This window comes from Mangrovihabitans endophyticus (assembly GCF_014646155.1).
In the GTDB taxonomy this organism is placed as follows: Bacteria; Actinomycetota; Actinomycetes; order Mycobacteriales; family Micromonosporaceae; genus Actinoplanes; species Actinoplanes endophyticus.
This window is the reverse complement of record NZ_BMMX01000029.1, coordinates 16,528-38,179: the sequence shown is the minus strand read 5'-3', so window position 1 is coordinate 38,179 and position 21,652 is coordinate 16,528. Positions and strand designations below refer to the sequence as shown.

Annotated in this window: 19 protein-coding genes and 1 pseudogene; 10 read left to right on the top strand and 10 right to left on the bottom strand. The window is 71.3% G+C overall.

Annotated features, from left to right (window positions below):
- Window positions 1–158: 158 nt before the first annotated feature.
- Window positions 159–1,358: an ROK family transcriptional regulator gene (locus IEY73_RS24155; protein ID WP_189081595.1), complete on the bottom strand. Its 1,200-nt coding sequence runs from the start codon at window positions 1,356–1,358 to the stop codon at window positions 159–161.
- A 95-nt stretch (window positions 1,359–1,453) separates the two neighbouring features.
- Here IEY73_RS24155 and IEY73_RS24150 point away from each other — a divergent pair, with 95 nt between their 5' ends.
- Together IEY73_RS24150 and IEY73_RS24145 are read left to right on the top strand one after the other, a co-directional pair.
- Window positions 1,454–2,350: a LacI family DNA-binding transcriptional regulator gene (locus IEY73_RS24150; protein ID WP_189081594.1), complete on the top strand. Its 897-nt coding sequence runs from the start codon at window positions 1,454–1,456 to the stop codon at window positions 2,348–2,350.
- Window positions 2,351–2,452: 102 nt separating this feature from the next.
- Window positions 2,453–3,466: a glycoside hydrolase family 26 protein gene (locus tag IEY73_RS24145; RefSeq protein WP_189081593.1), complete on the top strand. Its 1,014-nt coding sequence runs from the start codon at window positions 2,453–2,455 to the stop codon at window positions 3,464–3,466.
- A 54-nt stretch (window positions 3,467–3,520) separates the two neighbouring features.
- On the opposite strand, the gene IEY73_RS24140 is transcribed toward IEY73_RS24145, so the two are convergent.
- The 5 genes and pseudogenes from IEY73_RS24140 to IEY73_RS24120 form a co-directional block, all read right to left on the bottom strand.
- Window positions 3,521–4,573 (bottom strand): RtcB family protein, encoded by a 1,053-nt coding sequence (locus IEY73_RS24140; protein WP_229716107.1) that lies wholly within the window; start codon window positions 4,571–4,573, stop codon window positions 3,521–3,523.
- A gap of 304 nt (window positions 4,574–4,877) precedes the next feature.
- A pseudogene (locus IEY73_RS24135) lies at window positions 4,878–6,110 on the bottom strand (MFS transporter); the annotation flags it as partial.
- A complete protein-coding gene (locus IEY73_RS24130) occupies window positions 6,107–6,688 on the bottom strand; it encodes a helix-turn-helix domain-containing protein (protein WP_189081591.1) in 582 nt (193 codons plus the stop codon). The pseudogene IEY73_RS24135 and the gene IEY73_RS24130, both read right to left, overlap by 4 nt.
- 74 nt (window positions 6,689–6,762) lie before the next feature.
- Entirely contained in the window at window positions 6,763–7,152 is a 390-nt protein-coding gene (locus tag IEY73_RS33740; protein WP_229716106.1) for a DUF3618 domain-containing protein, read from the bottom strand.
- Window positions 7,149–7,571: a phage holin family protein gene (locus IEY73_RS24120; RefSeq protein WP_189081590.1), complete on the bottom strand. Its 423-nt coding sequence runs from the start codon at window positions 7,569–7,571 to the stop codon at window positions 7,149–7,151. Before IEY73_RS24120 ends, IEY73_RS33740 begins: the two co-directional genes overlap by 4 nt.
- A 187-nt stretch (window positions 7,572–7,758) precedes the next feature.
- Between IEY73_RS24120 and IEY73_RS24115 the strand changes: the two genes are divergently transcribed.
- Complete coding sequence (locus IEY73_RS24115) at window positions 7,759–8,715, top strand: intradiol ring-cleavage dioxygenase (RefSeq protein WP_189081589.1); 957 nt, start codon at window positions 7,759–7,761, stop codon at window positions 8,713–8,715.
- A 67-nt stretch (window positions 8,716–8,782) separates the two neighbouring features.
- Here the strand turns inward: IEY73_RS24115 and IEY73_RS24110 are convergent, their stop codons facing one another.
- Window positions 8,783–9,007, bottom strand: a complete 225-nt coding sequence (locus IEY73_RS24110; protein WP_189081588.1) for a hypothetical protein — start codon at window positions 9,005–9,007, stop codon at window positions 8,783–8,785.
- A 123-nt stretch (window positions 9,008–9,130) separates the two neighbouring features.
- Here IEY73_RS24110 and IEY73_RS24105 point away from each other — a divergent pair, with 123 nt between their 5' ends.
- Both IEY73_RS24105 and IEY73_RS24100 read left to right on the top strand, forming a co-directional pair.
- Window positions 9,131–10,324, top strand: a complete 1,194-nt coding sequence (locus IEY73_RS24105; RefSeq protein WP_189081587.1) for a cytochrome P450 family protein — start codon at window positions 9,131–9,133, stop codon at window positions 10,322–10,324.
- A gap of 372 nt (window positions 10,325–10,696) precedes the next feature.
- On the top strand, window positions 10,697–11,347 hold the full coding sequence (locus tag IEY73_RS24100) for a DUF4190 domain-containing protein (RefSeq protein ID WP_189081586.1): 651 nt from the start codon (window positions 10,697–10,699) through the stop codon (window positions 11,345–11,347).
- A gap of 15 nt (window positions 11,348–11,362) precedes the next feature.
- Here the strand turns inward: IEY73_RS24100 and IEY73_RS24095 are convergent, their stop codons facing one another.
- Window positions 11,363–11,869, bottom strand: a complete 507-nt coding sequence (locus IEY73_RS24095; RefSeq protein ID WP_189081585.1) for a GNAT family N-acetyltransferase — start codon at window positions 11,867–11,869, stop codon at window positions 11,363–11,365.
- 153 nt (window positions 11,870–12,022) lie between these two features.
- Between IEY73_RS24095 and IEY73_RS24090 the strand changes: the two genes are divergently transcribed.
- The 5 genes from IEY73_RS24090 (at window position 12,023) to IEY73_RS24070 (ending at window position 16,942) form a co-directional block, all read left to right on the top strand.
- Window positions 12,023–12,358 carry an ArsR/SmtB family transcription factor gene (locus IEY73_RS24090; protein ID WP_229716105.1) on the top strand — a complete coding sequence of 112 codons (336 nt, stop codon included), beginning with the start codon at window positions 12,023–12,025 and terminating at the stop codon, window positions 12,356–12,358.
- Window positions 12,359–12,363: 5 nt separating this feature from the next.
- Complete coding sequence (locus tag IEY73_RS24085) at window positions 12,364–13,167, top strand: aquaporin (RefSeq protein ID WP_229716104.1); 804 nt, start codon at window positions 12,364–12,366, stop codon at window positions 13,165–13,167.
- Window positions 13,164–13,577, top strand: a complete 414-nt coding sequence (locus IEY73_RS24080; RefSeq protein WP_189081583.1) for an arsenate reductase ArsC — start codon at window positions 13,164–13,166, stop codon at window positions 13,575–13,577. The genes IEY73_RS24085 and IEY73_RS24080 overlap by 4 nt, the downstream gene beginning before the upstream one ends.
- Window positions 13,578–13,625: 48 nt before the next feature.
- Entirely contained in the window at window positions 13,626–14,180 is a 555-nt protein-coding gene (locus tag IEY73_RS24075; protein ID WP_189081582.1) for a pentapeptide repeat-containing protein, read from the top strand.
- 83 nt (window positions 14,181–14,263) lie between these two features.
- Window positions 14,264–16,942, top strand: coding sequence for a hypothetical protein (locus tag IEY73_RS24070; protein ID WP_189081581.1), 2,679 nt, complete (start codon window positions 14,264–14,266; stop codon window positions 16,940–16,942).
- 310 nt (window positions 16,943–17,252) lie between these two features.
- Here the strand turns inward: IEY73_RS24070 and IEY73_RS24065 are convergent, their stop codons facing one another.
- Entirely contained in the window at window positions 17,253–18,179 is a 927-nt protein-coding gene (locus IEY73_RS24065; RefSeq protein ID WP_189081580.1) for an AbfB domain-containing protein, read from the bottom strand.
- A gap of 112 nt (window positions 18,180–18,291) precedes the next feature.
- Window positions 18,292–21,111 carry a beta-L-arabinofuranosidase domain-containing protein gene (locus IEY73_RS24060; RefSeq protein WP_189081579.1) on the bottom strand — a complete coding sequence of 940 codons (2,820 nt, stop codon included), beginning with the start codon at window positions 21,109–21,111 and terminating at the stop codon, window positions 18,292–18,294.
- Between the last annotated feature and the right edge of the window lie 541 nt (window positions 21,112–21,652).

Below are 21,652 nucleotides of genomic sequence, written 5' to 3'. Positions count from 1 at the left end.
GGCCCTGCCCAATCCGGACAGAACAAATCCCATATTCAACATCCCCCGTGCATCGCATCAAGCACTGAACTCTGTGGATCACCCTTGCGGGCTTCACATCGTCTGCGATGGATGAGGAGGTTGTCAATGCGCCCCGGACGAGTCCCGCGCCGGGACGCTCAGCGCATCGGGTCGGGGCTGTGGCCGGGGGCCACCGCGGCCTGCACGACCAGAGCCGCCGCGCCGATGCTGGCCGCGTCGCGGGGCTGCGCGGACAGCTCCACCCGGACCCCGTGTCGCCGGCGGGCGTGTGCGGTCTCGTCCAGGTGCGCACGGACACGTCGCGCGTAGACTGAACCGGCCAGCGCCACGCCCGGCCCGGTCAGCACCAGCCGGCCCAGGTCGAGCAGGTTCACCACGGACGTCGCGGCCACCGCCAGATAGCGCGCGGCCTGGTCGACCACCTGCAGCGCGGCGTCGTCACCCCGCACCGCGGCACGCGCCACCAGGTCGTACGCGTGCGAGACGGACGTGGCGCCGCGCAGGTTCAACCGCCGGCCCAGCTCGCCCCGGTCCCGGGCGGCGTCCACGGTGGCCACCATCGACGCGTACCGTTCCACGCATCCCCGGTTGCCGCACGGGCAGGGCCGGCCGTCGTGCCGGATGGACACATGCCCCAGCTCGCCGGCATCGGAGCCGGCGCCGCGCAACAGCGCACCGTTGAAGACGAAGCCGGCGCCGATGCCGGTGGACACATAGATGCAGCCGAAGGCCTGCTCGCGGGAGATCCGCCGGCTCCAGAACTCGCCGAGCGCGGCGGCTGCGGCGTCGTTCTCCACGATGACCGGCTTGCCGATCCGGTCGCGCAGCTCGCCGCGCGCCCGGCCGAGCCACGACCCGGCACCGGCGGCTTCCGCGGAACTTCCGGGCGGCGGAGTCGGCGCCACCACCGCCAGCCCGTCGACCCGCCCGCGCGGCAGATCGAGGCCCGCCACGAACTCGTCGTACTGCGCCGCGAGCCGCTCGGCGAGTTGGTCGTCCGGCGCGCGGGACACCACCTCGCGGCCCACCACGCCACCGGTCAGATCGATCGCGACGCAGGTCATGGTGTCCGCGCCGAGGTGGAAGCCCACGCCGTACCGGAACGTGGGGTTGATCGCGAGCAGGGTGCGCGGTTTGCCGCGCGCGGACGCGCTGGACCCGGTCTCCCGGACGATGCCCTCGGCGAGCAGGTCGCGGACGATGTTGGAGATGGTCGGTTGGGTCAGCCCGGTGATGTCGGTGAGCTCGACCCGGCTGACCGCGCCCGCCGAACGGATGACGTCCACCACCAGCGCGCGGCTGCCCGGCCCTCCGGCGGCCGTTTCCCGACGTGCCATGCGAGTGTCGTCTCCGATGCGATGGTGGCTCGGCAGCCGCAGGGTGCCTGTCCAGGCGATACCGTACCGTGCACGGGTACGGGTGAGGGGTGGACGTGACGTACGCACTTCGGCGCGTCGGGCTCGTGCTGGCTCGTGCCTCGCAGGTGCTCGGTGAGGAGCCGTATTACCACGAGTTCCTCGAGGGCCTGGAACGCGTGCTGGCCCCCGCCGGGATCTCGGTGCTGGTGAAGGTGGTGACCGACCGCGCGGCGGAGCGGGCCACCTATGCGCGCTGGCAGCAGCGGTCCCGTGTCGCCGGGGTGATCCTGGTCGACCTGGCCCCGGACGATGACCGGGTGACGCTGGTCGCCGAGTTGGACCTGCCCGCCGTGGTCATCGGCGATCCGTCGACCGCGCCCGGATTGTCCACGGTGTGGACGGACGATGCCGGCTTCGCCAGGGCCGCCGTCGGCTTCCTGGCGGACCTGGGCCATCGCACGGTGGGACACGTCGCCGGCCCGATGGCGTTCGCGCACACTCAGTTGCGCCGTCGCGGTTTCCAGACCGAGGCGGCGGCGCGCGGGCTGACCCTGCGCACCGCGGAGGGCGACTATTCGTGGCAGGCGGGCGCGGATGCCGCGGGGGAGTTGCTCGCCGCGGGGCCGGACGGCGTCGCGGGGCCGGACGGCGTCGCGGGGTTGACGGCGATCGTGTTCGACAACGATCTGATGGCGCTGGGCGGCCTGCACGCGATCGAGGAGCGGGGTCTGCACGTGCCGCGGGACATGTCCATCGTGGCGTGGGACGACTCGGCGCTGTGCCAACTTGCGGTGCCGCCGTTGTCGGCGATGAGCCATGACGTGGAGCAGATCGGCGAGTTGGCGGCGGAGGCGATGCTGGAGGCGATGGCGCGCCGCGGCCCACGGGTTTACCAGGCCCCGCACGCGTCGATCATGGCGCGGAGCAGCACGGCGAAGGTTTCCGCCGGATCTGACGCAGCCGCAAGCTGATCAAACGCCACACGACTACTACTCTCCGTACTTATGGAGCCTATTTCTTAGATTAGTAATCTATGCTTAAATCGTCCTCCCCCACCCCCGAGGAGGATCCCCATGAGATCGACCCGATCGCGGGTCATCGCCGCCGTCGGTGTGGCCGCCGCCGTGTTGCTGCCCGTCACCATGGTGCGCACCGCCGGCACCGCCGAGGCGTTCGCCGCCACCGGAAAATCGACAGTCATCAACTACCTGCGGTCCATCGGCGGGTCGTACACCGTCTCCGGACAGCACAACAAGGAACCCGCCACCCAGCCCGGCCAGTACACCCGGCAGGTGCACGACGTCACCGGACAGTGGCCCGGCCTGTGGGGCGGCGACATGATGTTCCGCGCCGACGACGTGAACAACCGGCAGCGGGTCATCGACCAGGCCAAGACCGAGTGGGCCAACGGCTCGCTGGTCACCCTCACCTGGCACGCGTGCTCCCCCACCGTGGGGCGCACCTGCGAGTTCGAGGGCGGCGTCAAGACGCAGATCTCCAACGCCCAGTTTCTCGACGTCGTCACCGGCGGCACCGCGCTCAACCAGACGTGGCGCAGCCGGATGGCCGAGGTGGTGCCATACCTCCGCCAGCTCAAGGACGCCGGGGTGCCGGTGCTGTGGCGCCCGTTCCACGAGATGAACGAAACCTGGAACTGGTGGGGTGGACGCCCCGGCGTGAACGGCGGCGCCAAGATCTATCAGCAGATGCGCGACTACTTCGACAGCCAGGGGCTCGACAACCTCATCTGGGTGTGGAACGTGCAGGACAACCCGGCCGGCGGCTGGGCCAACTACTACCCCGGCAACAACTACGTCGACGTGGTGTCGCTGGACGCGTGGTACAAGAGTTACCCGTCGTCCGGCGACTACCAGCAGATCCAGTCGATCGCCGGCAACAAGCCGATGGCCATCGCGGAGATGGGCAAGGTGCCCACCGCCGCCCTGTTCAACAGCCAGCCCCGGTGGACGTACTTCATGATCTGGTCGGAGCAACTGCGCGGGAACAACACCAACGCCGAGATCCAGAACGCGTACTTCCTGCCTCGGGTGCTCAACCAGGGTGAGGTCAGCCTGGGCGGCGGCTGACGGTGCACCGCAGCGGGCCCGGCCACCCCCACCGGGTGGCCGGGCCCGCGCCGGTCAGTCGCCCTTGACGTTGACGATCTGGCGCAGCGTGTGCCGCACCTCCACCAGATCCGCGGCGTCCCGCATCACCACGTCGATCGGCTTGTACGCCTGCGGGATCTCGTCCAGGAACGCGTCGGTGTCCCGGAACTCGATGCCCCGCATCGCCTCGCGTAGCTGCTCGCGGGTGAAGGTCTTGCGGGCCTTCGACCGCGAGTAGTTGCGCCCCGCGCCGTGCGGCGAGGAATGCAGCGCCAGCCGGTCACCCTTGCCGACCACCACGTACGACGCGTCACCCATCGATCCGGGGATCAGTCCCGGTACGCCCGGCGCCGCGTTGATCGCCCCCTTGCGCGACAACCACACCTCCTTGCCGAAGTGCTCCTCGCGCTCGGTGTAGTTGTGGTGGCACTGCACCCGCTCCAGCTCCCGCACCGGCCCGCCGACGAACTCGGCGAAGCACGCCACCACCCGGTCCATCATCTCGTCCCGGTTGGCCAACGCGAAGTCCTGTGCCCAGCGCAGCTCACGGATGTACGCCCAGAACTCCTCGGTGCCCTCGACCAGGTACGCCAGGTCCGGATCCGGCAGGCTGATCCACCAGCGCCGCATCGCTTCCTGCGCCACCCGGATGTGGCGCGCCGCGATCTTGTTGCCCACGCCACGCGAGCCGGAGTGCAGGAACAGCCACACCGCGCCGGTCTCATCGGCGCTCACTTCGATGAAATGGTTGCCCGATCCCAGTGAGCCCAGTTGCCGCTCCCAGCTTTTCGCGTACCGGCCCGGCTCGAACCCGGCCTTCTCCGCCTTCCCGGTCAGCTCCTCGACCCGCCGCGCCGCCGAGTCGGTCAGGCTCTCGTTGTAGGCCCCCGCCGACAGCGGCACGACCTTCTCGATCGCCGTACGCAGCGACGACAGTCCCGGCCCGAGCTCGTCGCGGTGGTACTGGGTGCGGACCGCCGCCATTCCGCAGCCGATGTCCACGCCCACCGCGGCCGGGATGATCGCGCCCAGCGTGGGAATGACCGAACCGACCGTCGCGCCCTTGCCCAGATGGGCGTCCGGCATCAGCGCGATGTGCGGGAACACGAACGGCAGTCGGGAGGCGGCCTCGGCTTGGGCCAATGTGGACGGTTCCAGAATGCTCGCCCAGTTCATCAGCCGCTCGTTGATCCGCTGCATCGTCCGCTCCTCTCCGCCGTGCACGTTTCCGCCGTGCGCGTGTGCGATCCGCCGGGTTCATCGGCGTTCGCCGGACTCGGAGTCTGCCCGGCACCCACCGACCGGCGCGAGCCATTTCCGCCCGTCCCGGGCCCGCCGTCAGCCGCCGTCCGCGGTCCGGACGGTGCCGCTGTGGGACGGCCGTGACCTGATCGAGGGTGCGCATCCGCGGGATGGGTGACGGCAGCAACCACAGGCAGCCGAGGGTGCCGCCGATCGCCGCCGTCAGGAGCGTCGGCCGCAGTCCGATGGCGCCGCCCAGCAGCCCGCCGACGAGCGCGCCGAGCGGACGCGCGCCGTAGTTGATGGTGCCGAAGGTGCCGGTGACACGGCTGCGGACCCGATCGTCGGTGACCGCGAAAAGCACCGCGTTGAGGTTGATGTCCATCAGCATCACCCCGAGGGACGACAGCCCTTCGGCGCCGGCCAGGATCAGCGCGGTCAGCCAATGCGGACCGTCGGCGAAGGCGACCACGGCGGTGGGTGCGGGAAACAGCACGGCGCCGGCGAACGCCACCCGGCCGATGCCGAAACGGCGCGACAACCGGGGCGCGAGCATGGCGCCGACCAGCCCGCCGCAGGCGCCGACGCCGAGGGCGAAGCCGATCCGGCTGGCGGGCAATCCGAGCGTACGGACGGCGAAGAGCACCAGCAGCGCCTGCGCGACGAACCCGAAGAAGTTGACCGTTGTCACGCAACCGAGCCCGGCTCGCAGGTGCGGGTGTGTCAGCACGTATCGCAGCCCGGCGCGGGCGTCGGCGAGCAGGTGGGTGCCCGGGGACGCGGGCACCGGCGCGGCCGGGATGCGGCCGATGAGCAACGCGGATCCGAGGAACGAGACGGCGTCGGCGAGGACGGCGACGGGTGCGGTGAGCGTCTGGATCAGCACACCGCCGAGCGCGGGTCCGGCCACGAAGGACGCCGAGCGGCTCAGGCTCAGTCTGCTGTTCGCTTCGACGTACCGGTCGCGGTCGACGAGGCTGGTGAAGAACGACGCGTACGCGCAGCCGAACAGCACCTGGCCCCCGCCGGCGAGCAGCGCGACCGCGATGAGCTGGGGGAAAGTCACCACGCCCAGCCAGTGCGCGATCGGGAGGCTGACCAGCACGGCGGCGCGCGTCAGGTCGGCGGCGATCAGCAGGCGTCTGCGGTACGTCTGCCGGTCGGTCCACGACCCGACGAACAGGGAGAGCAGGTTCGGCGCCCACACGGCCGCGGTGAGCACGCCCACCTGGGTCGGGGTGGCGGCCAACGTGACCACGGCGATCAGAGGCAGCGCGAGCTCGCTGATCCGGTCGCCGAACTGGGACAGCGTCTGGCCCGCCCAGAGCTTGCGGAAGGAGGGGCTGCGCCACAGCGGTGCGCCGTGCGAATCGGCGTTCACCGGCCCGGCAGGTAGTGACGGAGGATGCGGACGGCACGGGCATCCGGCGGGGCGTCGGCCTCGGCGCGATGCACGTACGGCGCGATCAGCTCGTCGATGGCGCCCTGCAGGCGGGTGAGCTCCTCGACGGTGAGTGGCACCTGGGTGTTGCTGATGACGGCGTGGCGCTGCCACTGCGGTGGAAGCTCCGGCGCGACCTCCGCCATCCACTGGTTGACCTGCTGCTGGGCGGTGGCCATCAACTGGTCGCCGAGCGCCCGCGCGGCGGCCTGGGAGTCCGGATCGGCGCCGGCCTCGACGGAGAATCCCCGGGCCACCGCCGTCCACCAGCGCTGTCGCCGGTCGCCCGGCACCTCGTCCGGGTCGGCGTCCACCACCAAGCCGAATCCGGCCAGGTGGCGCAGGTGCCAGCTAACCACCGACGGCGTGGCCCCGACGTGCGGGGAGAGCATGGTCGCCGTCGCGGGGCCACGGCGTTGCAGGTGGCTGAGGATGGCCAGCCGGGTGGGGTGGGCGAGGGCTCGCATCGCCTTCGGGTCGGTGACCTGCACGTCGCCGAAGGGATTCGTGAGAGACATGTTTCGAGAGTAGTCTCTCACGAATCCCTTCGGCTAGGGGTCGTGCCGTGGCGGGCTCAGCGTCCGTGGCGGGCTCAGCGTCCGTGGCGGCGGATCAGCAGCGCCACCACGGCAGCCGCGGACACCACGGCCGCGACGGTCGCCACCGGGATCGGGCGGCGGGCGATTTCGGCGGGGCTACCGTCGGTGAACTGGTGGCGGGCGGTACCCGAAGCGACCCGGGCCCGGTCCGCGAGGCCCGCCGCGAGCGCGCCCGCCTGCAGTCGAGCGACCTCGGCGCGCTGCTTCATCCGGGCGCCCGCCCGCGCGGCGGACCGCTGGGCGCGCGACTTGACGTCGGTCTTGTCGGCCAGCGCCGCCACGGTCTCGCCGAGCTCGGCACGGGTCCGGGCGATCTCGGCGCGCAGTTCCTGCGGATCGGTCGGGGTCGCGGTCTGCGGACCGGCCGCCATGTCGGTGCTCATGCGTTCCTCCCAGTGTGGGCGGCGGCCTTCACCGCGTCGACGTCCCTCTTGCTGCTGTCCATGGCCTCCGTGGGCGTCGGCGGCGTCGCCCTGTTCACCTGCCGCTTGCCGATCAGCGCCACCACGGCCGCGACCGCGAACACCACCGCGGTCACCACCAGGGCGGCCAGCCATGCCGGCCATACCAGAGCGAGCGCCGCGCCGACGGTCACCAGCAGCGCGCCCACGCCGTACATGGCGAGCACGCCCGCGGTCCCGAACAGGCCCGCGCCGACCCCGGCCCGCTTGCCCTTCTCGGTCAGTTCGGCCTTGGCCAGTGCCAGCTCGCCGCGCACCAGCGCGGAAACCTCCTCGGACAGGTGGCTGACCAACTCGCCGGTCGACGCCTGCTGCGCCGACCGCACGCGCGTGTCGGTCATCATCAGCTCCCTCCACTCGTCGGTGCGCGCTTCGGCTTGTCGAAAGGTGACATACCCACCACCCCGCTCGGCTACGCCTGGCGCGGTGACGTTCCTCCGCCGGGCGACAACGAGTGGATCGGGGCGCTCAGCCGACTCATAGGTTCTGCCTAGATCACCCACAGCGGAACTCGATGAAGTCCCGGACATGACATCCATCGATATGCATGACGAGGCGGACAACGCCGACGTCTCCCGGCTCATCAGCCGCCGGCGGCTGCTCTCCCTCGGCGGCGCGGGTGCCGCCGCGGCCGGCCTCGCCGTCGTGGGCGGTCGCGCCGCGTTCGCGCAGACAGCCGGTGCGCCCGTCAGCGCCGCCGAGGCGGCGGGCGCGTGCGCCCTGTCCAGCGAGTCGATCGAGGGGCCGTACTACCTCGACTACATGCTGATGCGCAGCAACGTGGTCGAGGATCGCACCGGCATTCCGTTGCGGCTGCGCCTGCGCGTCATCGACGCGTCCACCTGCCGGCCGCTGTGCAACGCGGGCGTGGAGATCTGGCACTGCGACGCGCTCGGCGTCTACTCCGGATACACCGCGACCGGATCCGGCGGCGGTGGCATGCCACCGCCCAGCGGTGACCCGTCCACGCCGCCGTCCGGCCCGCCGCCCGGCGGCGGCAACCCCGGCGGCCACGCGACGCCCACCGATGATCTGACCTATCTGCGCGGCATCCAGATCACCGACCGGGCCGGATTCGTCACGTTCGCCAGCGTGGTCCCCGGCTGGTACGTGGGCCGCACCGTGCACATCCACACCAAGGTGCACACCGACGGCACGGTCACGCCGGACGGCTACACCGGCGGCCACACCTGCCACACCGGCCAGTTCTACTTCGACGAACGCCTCATCACGAAGGTCGCCGAGGCAGACCCGTACCGGGAGAACACCACGCAGCGCACCGAGCTGGACGAGGACATGCTGTACGACGGCAGCGGCAGCACCGGTGGCCTGCTGTCCCTGCGGTACGACCCGCGGCACGTGACACGCGGCGTGACGGCGACCATCACGATGAGCGTCGACCCGGCGGCCACTCACGACGGGCAGGACGGCGGCTTCCCGGGTGGCGGCCCGAGCGCGCCGCCCAGTCCCACCCCGTCGGCCTGAACCGTCGCGGATGCACGTCGGGGCCCGGCCGAGCGTGCTCGGCCGGGCCCCGACGTGGGGCGGCGTATCAGCCGGAAATGCGGGCCAGATCGGCGATCGCACTGGCGGCGCGGAAGTACTTGTTGCCGGCCAGATCACCGATCGTCTTGATGTTGAACGCCTGCTGAAGGTGCTCGGCGTCCGCCTCGGAGACGCCGGACAGCGCCGCGACCGGGGCCTTGACCAGTTCGTCGGGCGGCGTGGACTCGTACGCCTTGGTAAGAACCTTGTCCAGGTTGGCGGTGACTGCCATGAGGGTTCCCTCCCGTCTCTCGCTGTGATGACGGCACCCGTTCATACCCAGCACGCGCTCTCTGACACCCCGACGGGCCGCGTATCGTCGTCAATGCGGACCGACGACACCGAAGGGGACGCCATGACGCAGGATGTCCGGGACGACCTCACCGATCCCGCTTTCCAGGCCGACCCGCATCCGGCGTACGCACAATGGCGCCGCGAAGGCCCGGTCCGGCGCGTGCCATTGGGCAACGGCGCGTACGCCTGGCTGGTCACCCGATATGAGGACGCCCGCCGCGCGCTGGCCGACCCCCGCCTGTCCAAGGCCGCGCGCGGGCCCGCCGGCAACGGCATCCCGGACCGCGTCCGCTCCGCGGTGTCCCATCACATGCTCTCCGCCGATCCACCGGACCACACCCGCCTGCGCCGCCTGGTGTCCGCGGCCTTCACCGCACGGCGCATCGAGGCGTTGCGCCCGCGCATCGAGCGGATAGCGGACGACCTGCTGGACGCCATGGCGGGCCGGGACCGGGTCGACCTGATCGACACGTTCGCCTTCCCGTTGCCGATTCAGGTCATCTGCGAGCTGCTCGGCGTGCCGGCCGACGACCGGGACGAATTCCGTGCCTGGTCGAACGTCATCGTCGGCGGCGCGCACCGGCAACAGATTCCCGGCGCGATGCAGGCGATGGTCTCCTACATCCACAAGCTGATCGCCACCCGGCGCGAGCACGGCGGCGACGACCTGCTCTCCGGTTTGATCGCGGTGCGCGACAACGAGGACCGGCTCACCGAGGACGAGCTGTCCTCGATGGTCTTCCTGCTGCTCATCGCCGGGCACGAAACCACCGTCAACCTGATCGGCAACGGCACCTACCTCTTGCTTTCCCAGCGCGAGCGGTGGGAACGGTTGCGCGCCGAGCCGCAGTTGCTGCCGACCGCGATCGAGGAATTCCTGCGGTACGAGGGACCGGTGGAGACCGCCACTTCCCGGATCGCCACCGAGCCGGTGGAGATCGGCGGCCATGTCATTCCGGCCGGCGAGACGGTGCTGGCACTGCTGTTGTCGGCCAACCGTGACGACGAGCGCTTCCCGGACGCGGCGGAACTGCGCCTGGACCGCCGGCAGAACCCGCACCTGGCGTTCGGTCACGGCATCCACTACTGCCTGGGCGCGCCGCTGGCGCGGCTGGAGGCGCAGATCGCGTTCACCAAGCTGCTGGACCGGGTGCCGCAGTTGCATCTGGACACCACGCCGGATCAACTGACCTGGCGCCCCGGCCTGCTGTTGCGCGCCGTGCAGACCTTGCCGGTGCGCCTGCACCCCCACTGACCACCACCCCCAACACCTTCGCCCGCAGCGCTCCTCTGCGGCGCGATCGTGGAATTCGCCGGCGCATCCGGGCGTCGGCCGGGTGCGACGGTCCACTTGCCACGGTCGATACCGTTTCGAGATCGATCGGGATCACGAAATGATCTTCACGTTGTTAGGGTCCCCCGCGTGAACGGTCCGGCAGCCACTCCAGAGCAGGAATCCCTCGACGCCACGCGCCATCCGGCTTACCCCGGCGCACCCCTCCCGCCCGGGGGCTACCTGCCGCCCGGGACACCACCCCTGCCGCCCGGGACAGCCTTCCCACCCCCGCCGCCCGGGGCTGCCTTCCCACCCCTGCCGCCCGGGGCGGCCTTCCCACCCGGGGGCTACATGCCGCCGGGCGGGCCGCACGCCTATCCTCCGCCGCCCGCTGCCGGCACCAACGGCTTCGCCATCGCCTCGCTGATCCTGGGTATCCTCGGTGGCGTGCTGCTCAGCGTCGTCTTCGGCGTCGTCGCACTCGGACAGATCCGCAAGCGCCCGCAGGCCGGCCGGGGGCTCGCGATCGGCGGTCTGGTCGCGTCGGGTTGCTGGGTCACCGCCACCGTGGTGATCGTCGCGGTGGCGGCGCTCACCGCTGCGGGCGAGAGCATGACGAACGACGGCACGCCCAGCGAGGCACCGCAGCGAGACACCGTCTACGTCGAGGACTTGAAGCGCGGCGACTGCGTCAACGGCCTCGACGAGACCGCCGCCCTGCAGGAGCTGTCGATCGTGTCGTGCAGCTCCACGCACGAGGCGGAGGTCTACCTGGTGAGCCGACTGGCGTACAGCCCGTCGTGGCCGGGCGCGGGGGCCGTGCAGGAACGGGCCAAGCAGATGTGCGATGACGCCTTCGACACCGACGTGGACGACGTCGGCCTCCGCCTGGACTTCCTCTATGTCTATCCGATGGAGGATTCGTGGCCGGACGACCGCGGGGTCACCTGCGCCGTCGTCACCTCGGACGGCAGCACGCTGACCCGCTCGGTCCTGGCCTGAGCGCGGCGGGGCCGTTCAGACCACCATCGGGCTGCGACGCTCCACCAGGATGGTGTCGCGCCACCGATCACCCTGCGCCGCGTGCCGGCCGACCCGTTCGCGCACCCCCACCGTGCGGAAGCCGCATCGGCGGTGCAGGGCGAGGCTGGCGGTGTTCTCCGGAAAGATGGCGGACTGGATGGTCCAGACGCCGGCCGCTTCGGTGGACGCGACGAGCGCGCCGAGCAGGGCACGGCCGACGCCCCGACCCTGCGCCCGCTCGGCCACATAGACGGAATGTTCGACCACTCCGGCGTACACCAAACGGCGGGAGACCGGGGCGACCGCGACCCATCCGAGCACCTCGTCGTGCTCGTCGGCGGCCACCAGGCGGTGGCCCGGGAGCTTGCCCGCGTCGAAGTCGGCCCAGGTCGGCGCGGCCTGCTCGAAGCTGGCGTGGCCACCGTCCAACCCTTCCTGATAGACGGCGAGCACCGCGTCGGCGTCGGACGGCGTCATCGCTCGGATCGTCACCCCGCTCATGGCCTTGTCCCTCCACCGATCGTGGCGCCGCTGGCATGCGGCTTCGAATTGTGTCAACCTAGACTAGTGTCTAAACCAGCAGCTCACGATGGGCCAACAAGCCCGGATGGGTCAATCAGCCCGGATGGGCCAACCACCCTGGAAGGGCCAGCAGTGCACGAACGCCCGTCCGGTACGCCCCCGGCAGCGGAGACGACGTTCGCGCTGGCAGGGGCGTTCCGTGCATTGGGCGACCCGGTCCGGCTGCGGCTGCTGTCAATGATCGCGGGCGCGCCCGGCGGTGAGATCTGCGTCTGCGACCTTACGCCCGCCTTCGACCTGTCCGGGCCGACCATTTCGCACCATCTCCGCACCTTGCGTGAGGCGGGGCTGGTCGAAGCCGAACGCCGCGCGAGCTGGGTCTATTACCGTCCCCGCCCGGAGGCGCTGCACCGCCTCGCGGAGTTCCTGCAGGCGGCCGAGGACGCCACCTCGGCCACGGTCCACTGATCATGATGCGTCTAGCACCACTGTGGCGGCGCCTGCTGGCCGAGTTCACCGGCACCGGGCTGCTCGTCACCGCCGTCGTCGGCTCCGGCATCATGGCCAGTCGTCTGTCCCCCGGCGACGTCGGGGTGCAGTTGCTGGAGAACTCGGTGGCCACCGCGTTCGCGCTGGCCGCCCTCATCCTGATCTTCGGCCCGGTCTCCGGAGCGCACCTCAACCCGGTGGTGTCGGCCGCCGACTGGCTACTCGGCCGGCGTGCCGGCACCGGACTGTCCGGTGCCGACCTGGCCGGCTACGTCACCGCCCAGACGGTCGGCGCGCTCGCCGGATCGGTGCTCGCAAACCTCATGTTCGACCTCGATCCGGTGACCTTGTCGCACACCGAGCGCGCCGCCGGGCATCTGTGGCTCGGTGAGGTCGTCGCCACCGCCGGACTGGTGGCGCTGGTCTTCGCCCTGGCCCGGTCCGGACGCGCCGCCGTGGCACCGGCCGCCGTCGGCGCCTACATCGGCGCCGCCTATTGGTTCACCAGCAGCACCAGCTTCGCCAACCCGGCGGTCACTGTGGGCCGCGCGGTCACCGACACCTTCGCCGGCATCGCGCCCTCCTCCGTACCGGGATTCATCGTCGCCCAGCTCGCCGGGCTGATCGTCGCGACGGCGCTGGTGCTCGCGCTGTATCCGGATGCCGGTTCGGCGGCGGACGCGGTGGTCGTCGCCCACCCGGCCGAGCCCCACACCGCCGTGCCTGTCGAATCCACCGAGAAGAGCGCGCCCACCGATAACGCCGCACCACCCAGGAGTCGATCATGAACGGCAGACCCAGCGTCCTCTTCGTTTGCGTGCACAACGCCGGTCGGTCCCAGATGGCCGCCGGCTGGCTGCGCCACCTGGCCGGCGATGCGGTCGAGGTGCGGTCCGCCGGCTCGGAACCCGCCGACCAGATCAACCCCGCGGCGGTCGAGGCCATGCGCGAGGTCGGCATCGACATCACCGGCCGGACGCCGGCCAAGCTGCTCTGGAAGACCGCCGAGGAGTCCGACGTCATCGTCACCATGGGCTGCGGCGACGCGTGCCCGATCTTCCCCGGCAAGCGGTACGAGGATTGGAAGCTGGACGACCCGGCGGGCAAGGACGTCGCGGCGGTGCGGCCGATTCGCGACGAGATCAGGGCACGGGTGACGGACCTGCTGGCCGACTTGATCCCGGCGGAGGGGACTTGATCCCGGCGGAGAGCCAGCGTCCCCGTCCGGCCCGGCTATCGTCAGGTCATGGCGGACTTCGTCGATGACGACCTCACCGGCTCGGTTTTCCGACGCGTGACCATGACCGGCGCGAGCTTCGACGACGTCGATCTCAGCGGCGCTCGGTTGCGGGCCGTCGACCTGAGCGGCGCCCAGCTTCGCGGCGTGGATCTGCAGCATGTCGTGATGCGCGGGGTGGAACTCGGCAACGTCGACATCACCGGGGAACTCCTGAACGTGACGATCAACGGCGACCCCGCGCCGTGGCACCCGCTGGACCTGCCGTGGGACGAGATGCCGGACACGCCGGGCGTGCCGCGGGACCGGGTCGTGCGGCCGTCCCTGGACGAGGTGCTGACACTGCGGCAGGACCGGATGTCGAGCGTACGGGAGCTCGTCGACGGTCTCACCGAGCGGGCGCTGGACGGCGGCACCGAGCCGGTGGCGGGTCCCGGCTGGCCCCGGCCGCGCCGTTACCCGATGCGCGAGGTCCTGCTGACGGTGCTGAACGAGGAGTGGGAGCACCGGCTGTACGCCGAACGCGACCTGGACGCGCTCGCCGCACGGCATGACCCCGCGTGACCAACACATGAGGTGATCATCGAGACATTTGCACCCGTCGACTAGACAGACAGGGATTCGACTCGTCGATGGGGGTATGCACGATGCGCAGAGTCGTCCCTGCCGTGGCCCTGGTCTTCGGCCTCGTCGCCGGCTGTCTGAGCGTGGCCGGTCCGGCCGCCGCCGCGCCCTCCGACCCGCCCGGCCGGCAGTGGCGGGTCACCGCCGACGCGCTGACCTGGCAGGCCGCCCAGCCCGTGCCGACCGGGGACGCCGCGGTCGAGTTCTGGGCCGGCGACCGCCTGCTCGGCCGCGCCCACACCGTCGACCAGCGCACCTACACCCTGCCGCGGGACGGCACCGAGCCGCTGACCGACCTGCAGGTCCGTGCCGCCGGGCGACGGCTCGACCAGAACGCCCCGCGAGCGCTGCACCGCGGCCCGGCGCCGCACTTCCCGCCGCAACGGCCGGCGCACTCGGTCGACCCCGGGAAACCGGGCCGGTACGCCACCGTGGCCGGCGAATACACGCTGCCCGGCATCACCCTGCCCGGCTATCCGGAGCTCGTCGAGATGCAGGCGCTGGTCGTCGCCCCGCGGGGCGCACACGGCCGCCGGCCGTTGGCGTTGTTCCTGCACGGCCGGCACTTCACCTGCTATGTGAACGACGAGGACTTCAGCGCCGAATGGCCATGCCCGGAGGGTGCGCACGCGGTGCCCAGCTACCGCGGATACCGACCGGCGCAGGAACTGCTCGCCTCGCAGGGCTACGTGACCGTGTCCATCTCGGCCAACGGGATCAACGCACAGGACTACCTCGACGAGGACGGCGGCGCGCAAGCCCGGTCGTCGCTGATCCGCCGGCATCTCGCGCGGTGGGCGGACTGGTCCGGTACGCGCCGGGCGGCGGCCCCGGCCATCGTGCGCGCCGCGCCGCGCGCGGACCTGTCCCGGGTGTTCCTGATGGGACACTCCCGGGGCGGCGAGGGCGTCAACCGCGCCGCGATGGACAGCCTGAACCCGCCACCCGACGCGCAGGACGGCTACCCCGGCCCGGTGCGCTGGCGGATCCGCGGCATGCTGATGATCGGCCCGACCATCTTCGGCCAGAACCCGGCGCCGGACGTGCCGACCGCGACCATCCTGCCCGGCTGCGACGGCGACGTCTTCGACCTGCAGGGCGAGATGTATCTGGATGCCACCCGCGGGGTGAGCCGCGGCAAGGCCCTGCACGGCGCGCTCTACGTGGTGGGCGCCAACCACAACTTCTTCAACACCGAATGGACGCCCGGACTGGCCGCGGCCCCCGCGTTCGACGACTTTCCCACCGACCTCGACGACCCGCTGTGCGCCGGCGGCCTGCCCACCCGGCTGACCCCGGCGCAGCAACAACGGGTGGGCGCGGTCTACATCGCCGCGGCGGCACGCCTGTTCGTGGCCGGCGACGACCGGGTCCGTCCGTTGCTGGACGGCTCCGGCGTACGGGCATCGTCCGCCGGACCCGCGCGGGTGCTCAACCACGCGATCGGCGCCGCGCGCACCCCGGCCGTGATCCCCGACCGCACGCTGCGGGTGAGCGGCGGCGGGCGGCTCTGCGAGCAGGTCGACCCGGATCCGGCCCGGTCCTGCCTGCCGCCGGAGAAATACAGCAGCCTGTCGCCGCACTTCGTGCCGTTCGGCGACCTGCCCGACGAGCCCGGCCGGTACGCCGTCGCCATGACCTGGTCCGCGCCGGGTCAGTCCACCGTGATCCGCCCGGCCCGTCCGCAGCAGGCCACCGGAACCCTGGCGATGCGCATCATCGTGCCGCCCGGCAGCACCGGCACCCGGCTCGACGTGGTCGCCACCGACCGCCGGGGTCGCAGCGCCGACCTCGGCGAGGTGCGCCTCGACGGCGTGCCCGGCTCGGAGCTCGTGCAGCGATACTGGGCGCAGGAGGTGCGGGTGCCGTTGCGCGGCCTCACCTCGGTCGCCCGGCTTCGCCTGATCCCCCGCAGTGCGCAGGGATCGGCCTGGCTTGTCGACGCGTGGGGCTGGCACGCCGGCATGCCGGCACCGCACCAGACCGCGCTGCCGCGCCTCGACGTCGGCAGCATCGCCGTGGACGAGGGCGACGACGGCGCGCACACCGTGACCGTGCCGGTGCGGGTGACCGGGCGCGGCGGCGGCCAGGTCCGGGTGTTCGTCGTCGACGGCCTCACCCTCGAATCCCGCTCCTGGGTGGCCACCGTGCGCCCCGGCCAGCACCGCATCCCGGTGCCGATCACCGTGCAGGGCAACACTCGTTTCGGTCGCGACCAGGTGTACGCCATCGGCCTCAAGGCGATCCGCGGGTTGCAGGTCGGCGACTTCATCGGCGAGGCGGACATCCGCGACGACGACCCGGCGCCGAGCTTCACCGTGGAACCGGTCGCGGACACCGTCGCCGAGGGCGGCACGCTGCGGTGGCGGTTCACCCTGTCGGCACCGGCGGACATCGAGATGTACGCGACGGGCTACGTGGTCGCACCGGACGGCCCGGAACTGTCCACGACGGACGTGGACCCGGACTGGTTGTTCGACGTGGCGTACGAGTTTCCGGAGCCGAGCCGCCCGCTGTCCACCCTGTTCCTGGCGCCGTGGACGGTGATCGAGCCGGGCACCCTGACCGGCGAGATGACGATTCCGACGATCACCGACAACCTGCCGGAACCGGCCGAGCAGATCCGTCTGGACCTGCACGGCTCGGGGCGGGAGATCCAGGACCTGGGGTCGGTGACAGGCACCGTCACGGACGCCACCTGACCCCGCCCTGCCCTGCCCTGCCCTGCCCCGCCACCGCCACGGCCACGGCCACGGCCACGGCCACGGCCACGGCCACGGCCACGCCGATCTTGAACTTTGGGTGGGCGATTTAGGGGTCTAGATCGTACATATCCGACCACAAAGTCCAAGATCGTCGGCGCGTACCCGACCTCGCCGCTGAAGATGCGGCCGGCTGTGCCCGGATCGGGTACGCGGGGCACGGCACGGGCGGCACGGGCGGCACGGGCGGCACGGGCGGCACGGGCGGCACGGGCGGCACGGGCGGCACGGGCGGCACGGGCCGTACGGGTCAGAGCGCCGGACGTACGGTGAACGGCGTCGCGTGCCGGCTGAGACTCACCTGGCCGTGCCGCACCGCCAGGTACCTGTCCGGGTAGTTCTTCGACCGCAGCAACACGGAGTCGCCGAGCCGCCCCTCGACCGGGCAGAAGGTGGCGTCCGCCGCGTAGAGCGCCGACCCGTCGCGGCGGTCCAGCCACAGGCGGGAGTTTCGGTGGCGCAGGAACTGGCCCGGGTAGTTGGTGGATTCCAGCGAGACGCAACTGTCGTCGGCCAGCCCGGCGCGCACGGCGAAGGTGGAGTCCGCGCGGTCCAGTGCGGAACTGCGCGTGGTGATCCGGTCCACCCGGCCGCGGTGGTTGCGGTGCCGGAGGCGATAACCGGGCATGCCGGAGGGTTCCAGCCCGGCCGAGGAGCCGACCGGCAGCGGGCCGCGGTGCGGTGCCTGCGTGGTCGGGGTCGCCGAGGCGGCGGGTTTCTTGCTGGTCGCCGGCTTGCTGCGGGCCCCGGCGGACGGTGACGCGGCGGCGGCCGGTGTGCTGGTTTCCCGGGCGGCGACCTGGGTCAGCGAGGGCAGCGGCTCGGCGGCGTGGGCGGACGCGGGTGCCGTCGTGGCGGGTGTCGCGGCGGGCGCGGTGCTGGCCGGCGGCTGAGCCATGAAGCGGGGCGTGCCGATGCCGCCGGGACGGCCCAACGTGTACGCGGCGATCCCGGTGATGATCAGCACGCCGAGCGCCGCGCACGCGGTGAGGACCGGCCGGCGCGGGCCGGAGGTGGTCGGCGTGTCGGCGGGCGCAGGGAGGTGCAGCACGACCGTGTCGGCGGCACCGGCGGTCGGCGCCTCCGGTGGCAGGCTGGACTCCGGGGATGCCGGGTCCTGTGGTGGTATCCAGCCGCCGACGCGCAGCGGCGCCGACGAGTCACCCTGTGTGGACAATGCACTTCCGTTCCGTGGCGGCGGAGCATGACGTGCGGTGTTTGGGAAAACGCGCCTCGCCATATTCCAAGGAAGTGTTCCACTTGGCAAGTGATGATGAACGATCCGCCGGTCAGATGAATCGCCACAGGTGGTCGTCGGAGCCGTCGTCGTCCCAAATGATCACCTGGGCGCCCCACTCGGTGGAGGCGCCGGACACGCCGAGCACCCGCCCACCGCCCGCGCACTGCAGGCGGAAGTAGCCGCCCGCGCCGTACCGCAACCGCCACAGGTGGTCGTCCGTGCCGGTGTCGGACCACAGCACGACGCGCGAGCCGTTGGCGGTCGCCGCATCTTCCACGCCCAGCACCTTGCCGCTGAGCGCGTTGCGCAGCTTCAGATAGCCGCTGGGGTCCACCACCGCGGTCCACAGATGGTCGGCGGTGCCGCTGTCGTCCCACTGGATGACCAGACCGCCGTCGGCGGTGGACATGTCGCGTACGCCGAGCACCAGGCCGCTGGCGAGATTCTGCACGCGCCGGGCGCCGTTGGGCAGGAAACGCCACTGGTTGTCGCGGCTGCCGTCGTCGGGCGTCTGCACCACTTGCGCCCCGGCCGCGGCGGACCCGGACAGGATGCCGAGCAGCTTGCCGCTGTTCGCGTTGCGCAGCTTGTGGGTGCCGTCTCCGACATCCACCACGGTCCAGCGGTGGTCGGCGGTGCCGTTGTCGCTCCATTGCAGGACGTGCGCGTCGTCCGCGGTGGACATGCCGTCCACGCCGAGCACCTTCCCGCTGTTGGCGTTGCGCAGGCGCACCGTGGACCCGTCCACCATCAGCGCCCAGTCGTGGTCGGCGGTGCCGTTGTCGTCCCACTGCACGGCCAGCCCACCGTCCGCTGTGGACATATTCTGGATGCCGAGCACCATGCCCGTACCGGCGTTGGCGAGCCGGAAGGTGGCCGCCCCGCTCGCACGCCCGTCGGCCGACCAATAGACCGTGTAGTTGAATCCCTGCGCGTCATAGAACGGCCCGAGATCGACCGGCGACCCGTCCGCGGTGGCGGTGAAGGCGAGGCTCGTGCTGCTGGTGCGGGTGACCGAGGCGGTGGTCAGGGCGGGCAGCGCGGACAGGGCGGTGTCGCCATAGTCGCCGGCCAGCACCACCGGCCCGTAGGCGACCGCCACCACGTACGGATCGTCGTTGGCCGGCACCAGCCGCACGCTCATCGGCAGCCGCACGCTCACCGTGTCCCCCGACGACCAGGAGCGGGTCAGTACGGCGTACGTGCCGGGGCTGGTGTCGATGTGCTGCGCGGCGCCGTTGACGCTGACCGTGGCACCGGACGTCCAGCCCGGTATGCGGATGCGCATCGACCAGGTGCCGCGGACGCGGCCGGTGACGCGCAGGGTGGTGGTGTCGCTCACCGGGTACGAGGTCTTCTGTGTGACCGTGATGCCGCGCTGCGCCCAGGTCAGCACCGACGGCAGGAACAGGTTCACGGTGAGCGTGGTGTCGTCGAAGAAGTAGACCGAATCCATCAGCTTGGTGTTGGTTTCCACGCCGGTGCCCTGGCAGCACCAGAACGAGTCGTAGTCGGTGCTCCACGTCCCACCGCCCCACGCCGGGCCGACGCCGCGGCGGCCACCGGGGTTCAGCGGCGTGAAATACGTGATGTGCCCGTGGCCGTCGGCCGGGTTCTGCTGGCCCACCAGATGATTGAACAGCGCCCGCTCGTAGTAGTCGAAGTAGGCCGCGGCGGACGGGTTCATCCGCCACAGCTCGCGGGTCAGCTTCAGCATGTTGTACGTGTTGCACGCCTCGCACGTGTCCGTGTTCAGATAGGCGGCGATCGCGTCCGGTGCGCGGAAATGCTCCGCCTGACTGTTGCCGCCGATCGCGTACGTGTGTGCGCCGACCGTGATGTCCCAGGAGTTGCGTGCGATGTCGCGGTACCGCGTGGTCCCGGTGGCTTCGTATTCCCGGGCCGCGCCCATCCACTTGGGCACCTGCGTGTTCGCGTGCAGGCCGTTGAGCTGATCCTGCCCGGCGGCCAGCGGGTCGAACACCGCGGCGTGGTCGAACCGCTGGGCGGCGGTGAGCCACCGCCCGTCGCCGGTCTGCTGATAGAGGTCCGCGAGCACGTCGTTCATGCCGCCGAACTCGGTGCCCATCATGGCCTGCATCTGGCTGTGCGTCAGGCGGCCGGTACGCCAGTCGACCCACCCGGCGAGCGCCAGGCACACGTCCCGCGCCTGGGTGTTCCCCAGGATGCGCCACACGTCGAGCAGGCCCGCCAGGGTCTTGTGGATGCAGTAGTACGGCACGTTGCCGTTGTTCAGGGTGCGGTTCTCCAGCGCGGTGAACTCCGACTCGGCGAAGCCCGACAGGTATCCGGCGGTGAACCCGGCGGCGGCATTGTTCGCCTGGCACTTGGCCAGCTCGGCCACCATGTGCGCGGCCCGGTCCCGGCACGTGGCGTCCCCGGTGGCCGCGGCGGCCTGCGCCCACGCGGTAAGAAGGTGGCCCTGCATGTGGCTGCGGAACGGGAAGGTGGGCGCGTCCCAGCCCCCGTTGGTCGCGGCGCCCCCGGTGGGCAGCCGATGATTGGCGCGAAAGTTGTAGAGCATCCGCTCGACGTCCACGAACCGCAGGTAGTTGCGGGTGCGATCCTGGTTGTCCCGCCAACGGCTGCTGGTCAGCGAGACTTGGCCGAACGGAAACGGGTGCGCCGACACACCGATGTCGTCGCGCACCGGAGGGACCGCGGCCCCCTTGCCACAGGCGCGGCCGTGCGCTCCCTGCGGGTGACGCACGTGCGCGGCCGTCCCCGGAGCCGCACCGTCCCGCCCGGACGCGGCGGACGCGGGCGTGTGACCGCCGAGGACCGGGCCGGCGACGGCGGCCCCGGCAGCCCAGAGCAGGTGGCGGCGGCTCACGGAGGGGGACGACATGAGTGCCTCCTGGGGTGGGCGCGGGTGGGCGGCGCGCAGGCGCGGCACCCGACGCGGAGTCGTCACCGGCGATGCCGCTCGTCGTCCCGGCGGGATGGAATCGCCGGGAGTTAACGTTCACATCGGGTGCCGCGGACGTCACCCTATGTTTCCATCACGATAAGCGTCAATGCCTGGACGATTTCGACGTGCAAGTTCGACGCCCGACTCCGCGAAGCATGCGCGCGGCCCACGGACCAAATCTTGTTAGCGCTAACAGATGCCCGCCGCCACTCAATCACGAATCCGACATAAGTACTTTTTGTCGCGTGCGGCTAGACAGTTTGTCGCGTGCGGCTCGACAGGCAGCCACCACCACCCAAGCAGCAGCACACACCCCACCCCGCCCAGCCGCAGCACACACCCCACTCGCCCCAGCCGCAGCGCACGGCGGTCTCGCCCCAGCCGCAGCGCACGGCGGTCTCGCCCCAGCCGTAGCGCACGGCGGTCTCGCCCGAGCCGCAGCGCACGGCGGTCTCGCCCCAGCCGTAGCGCACGGCGG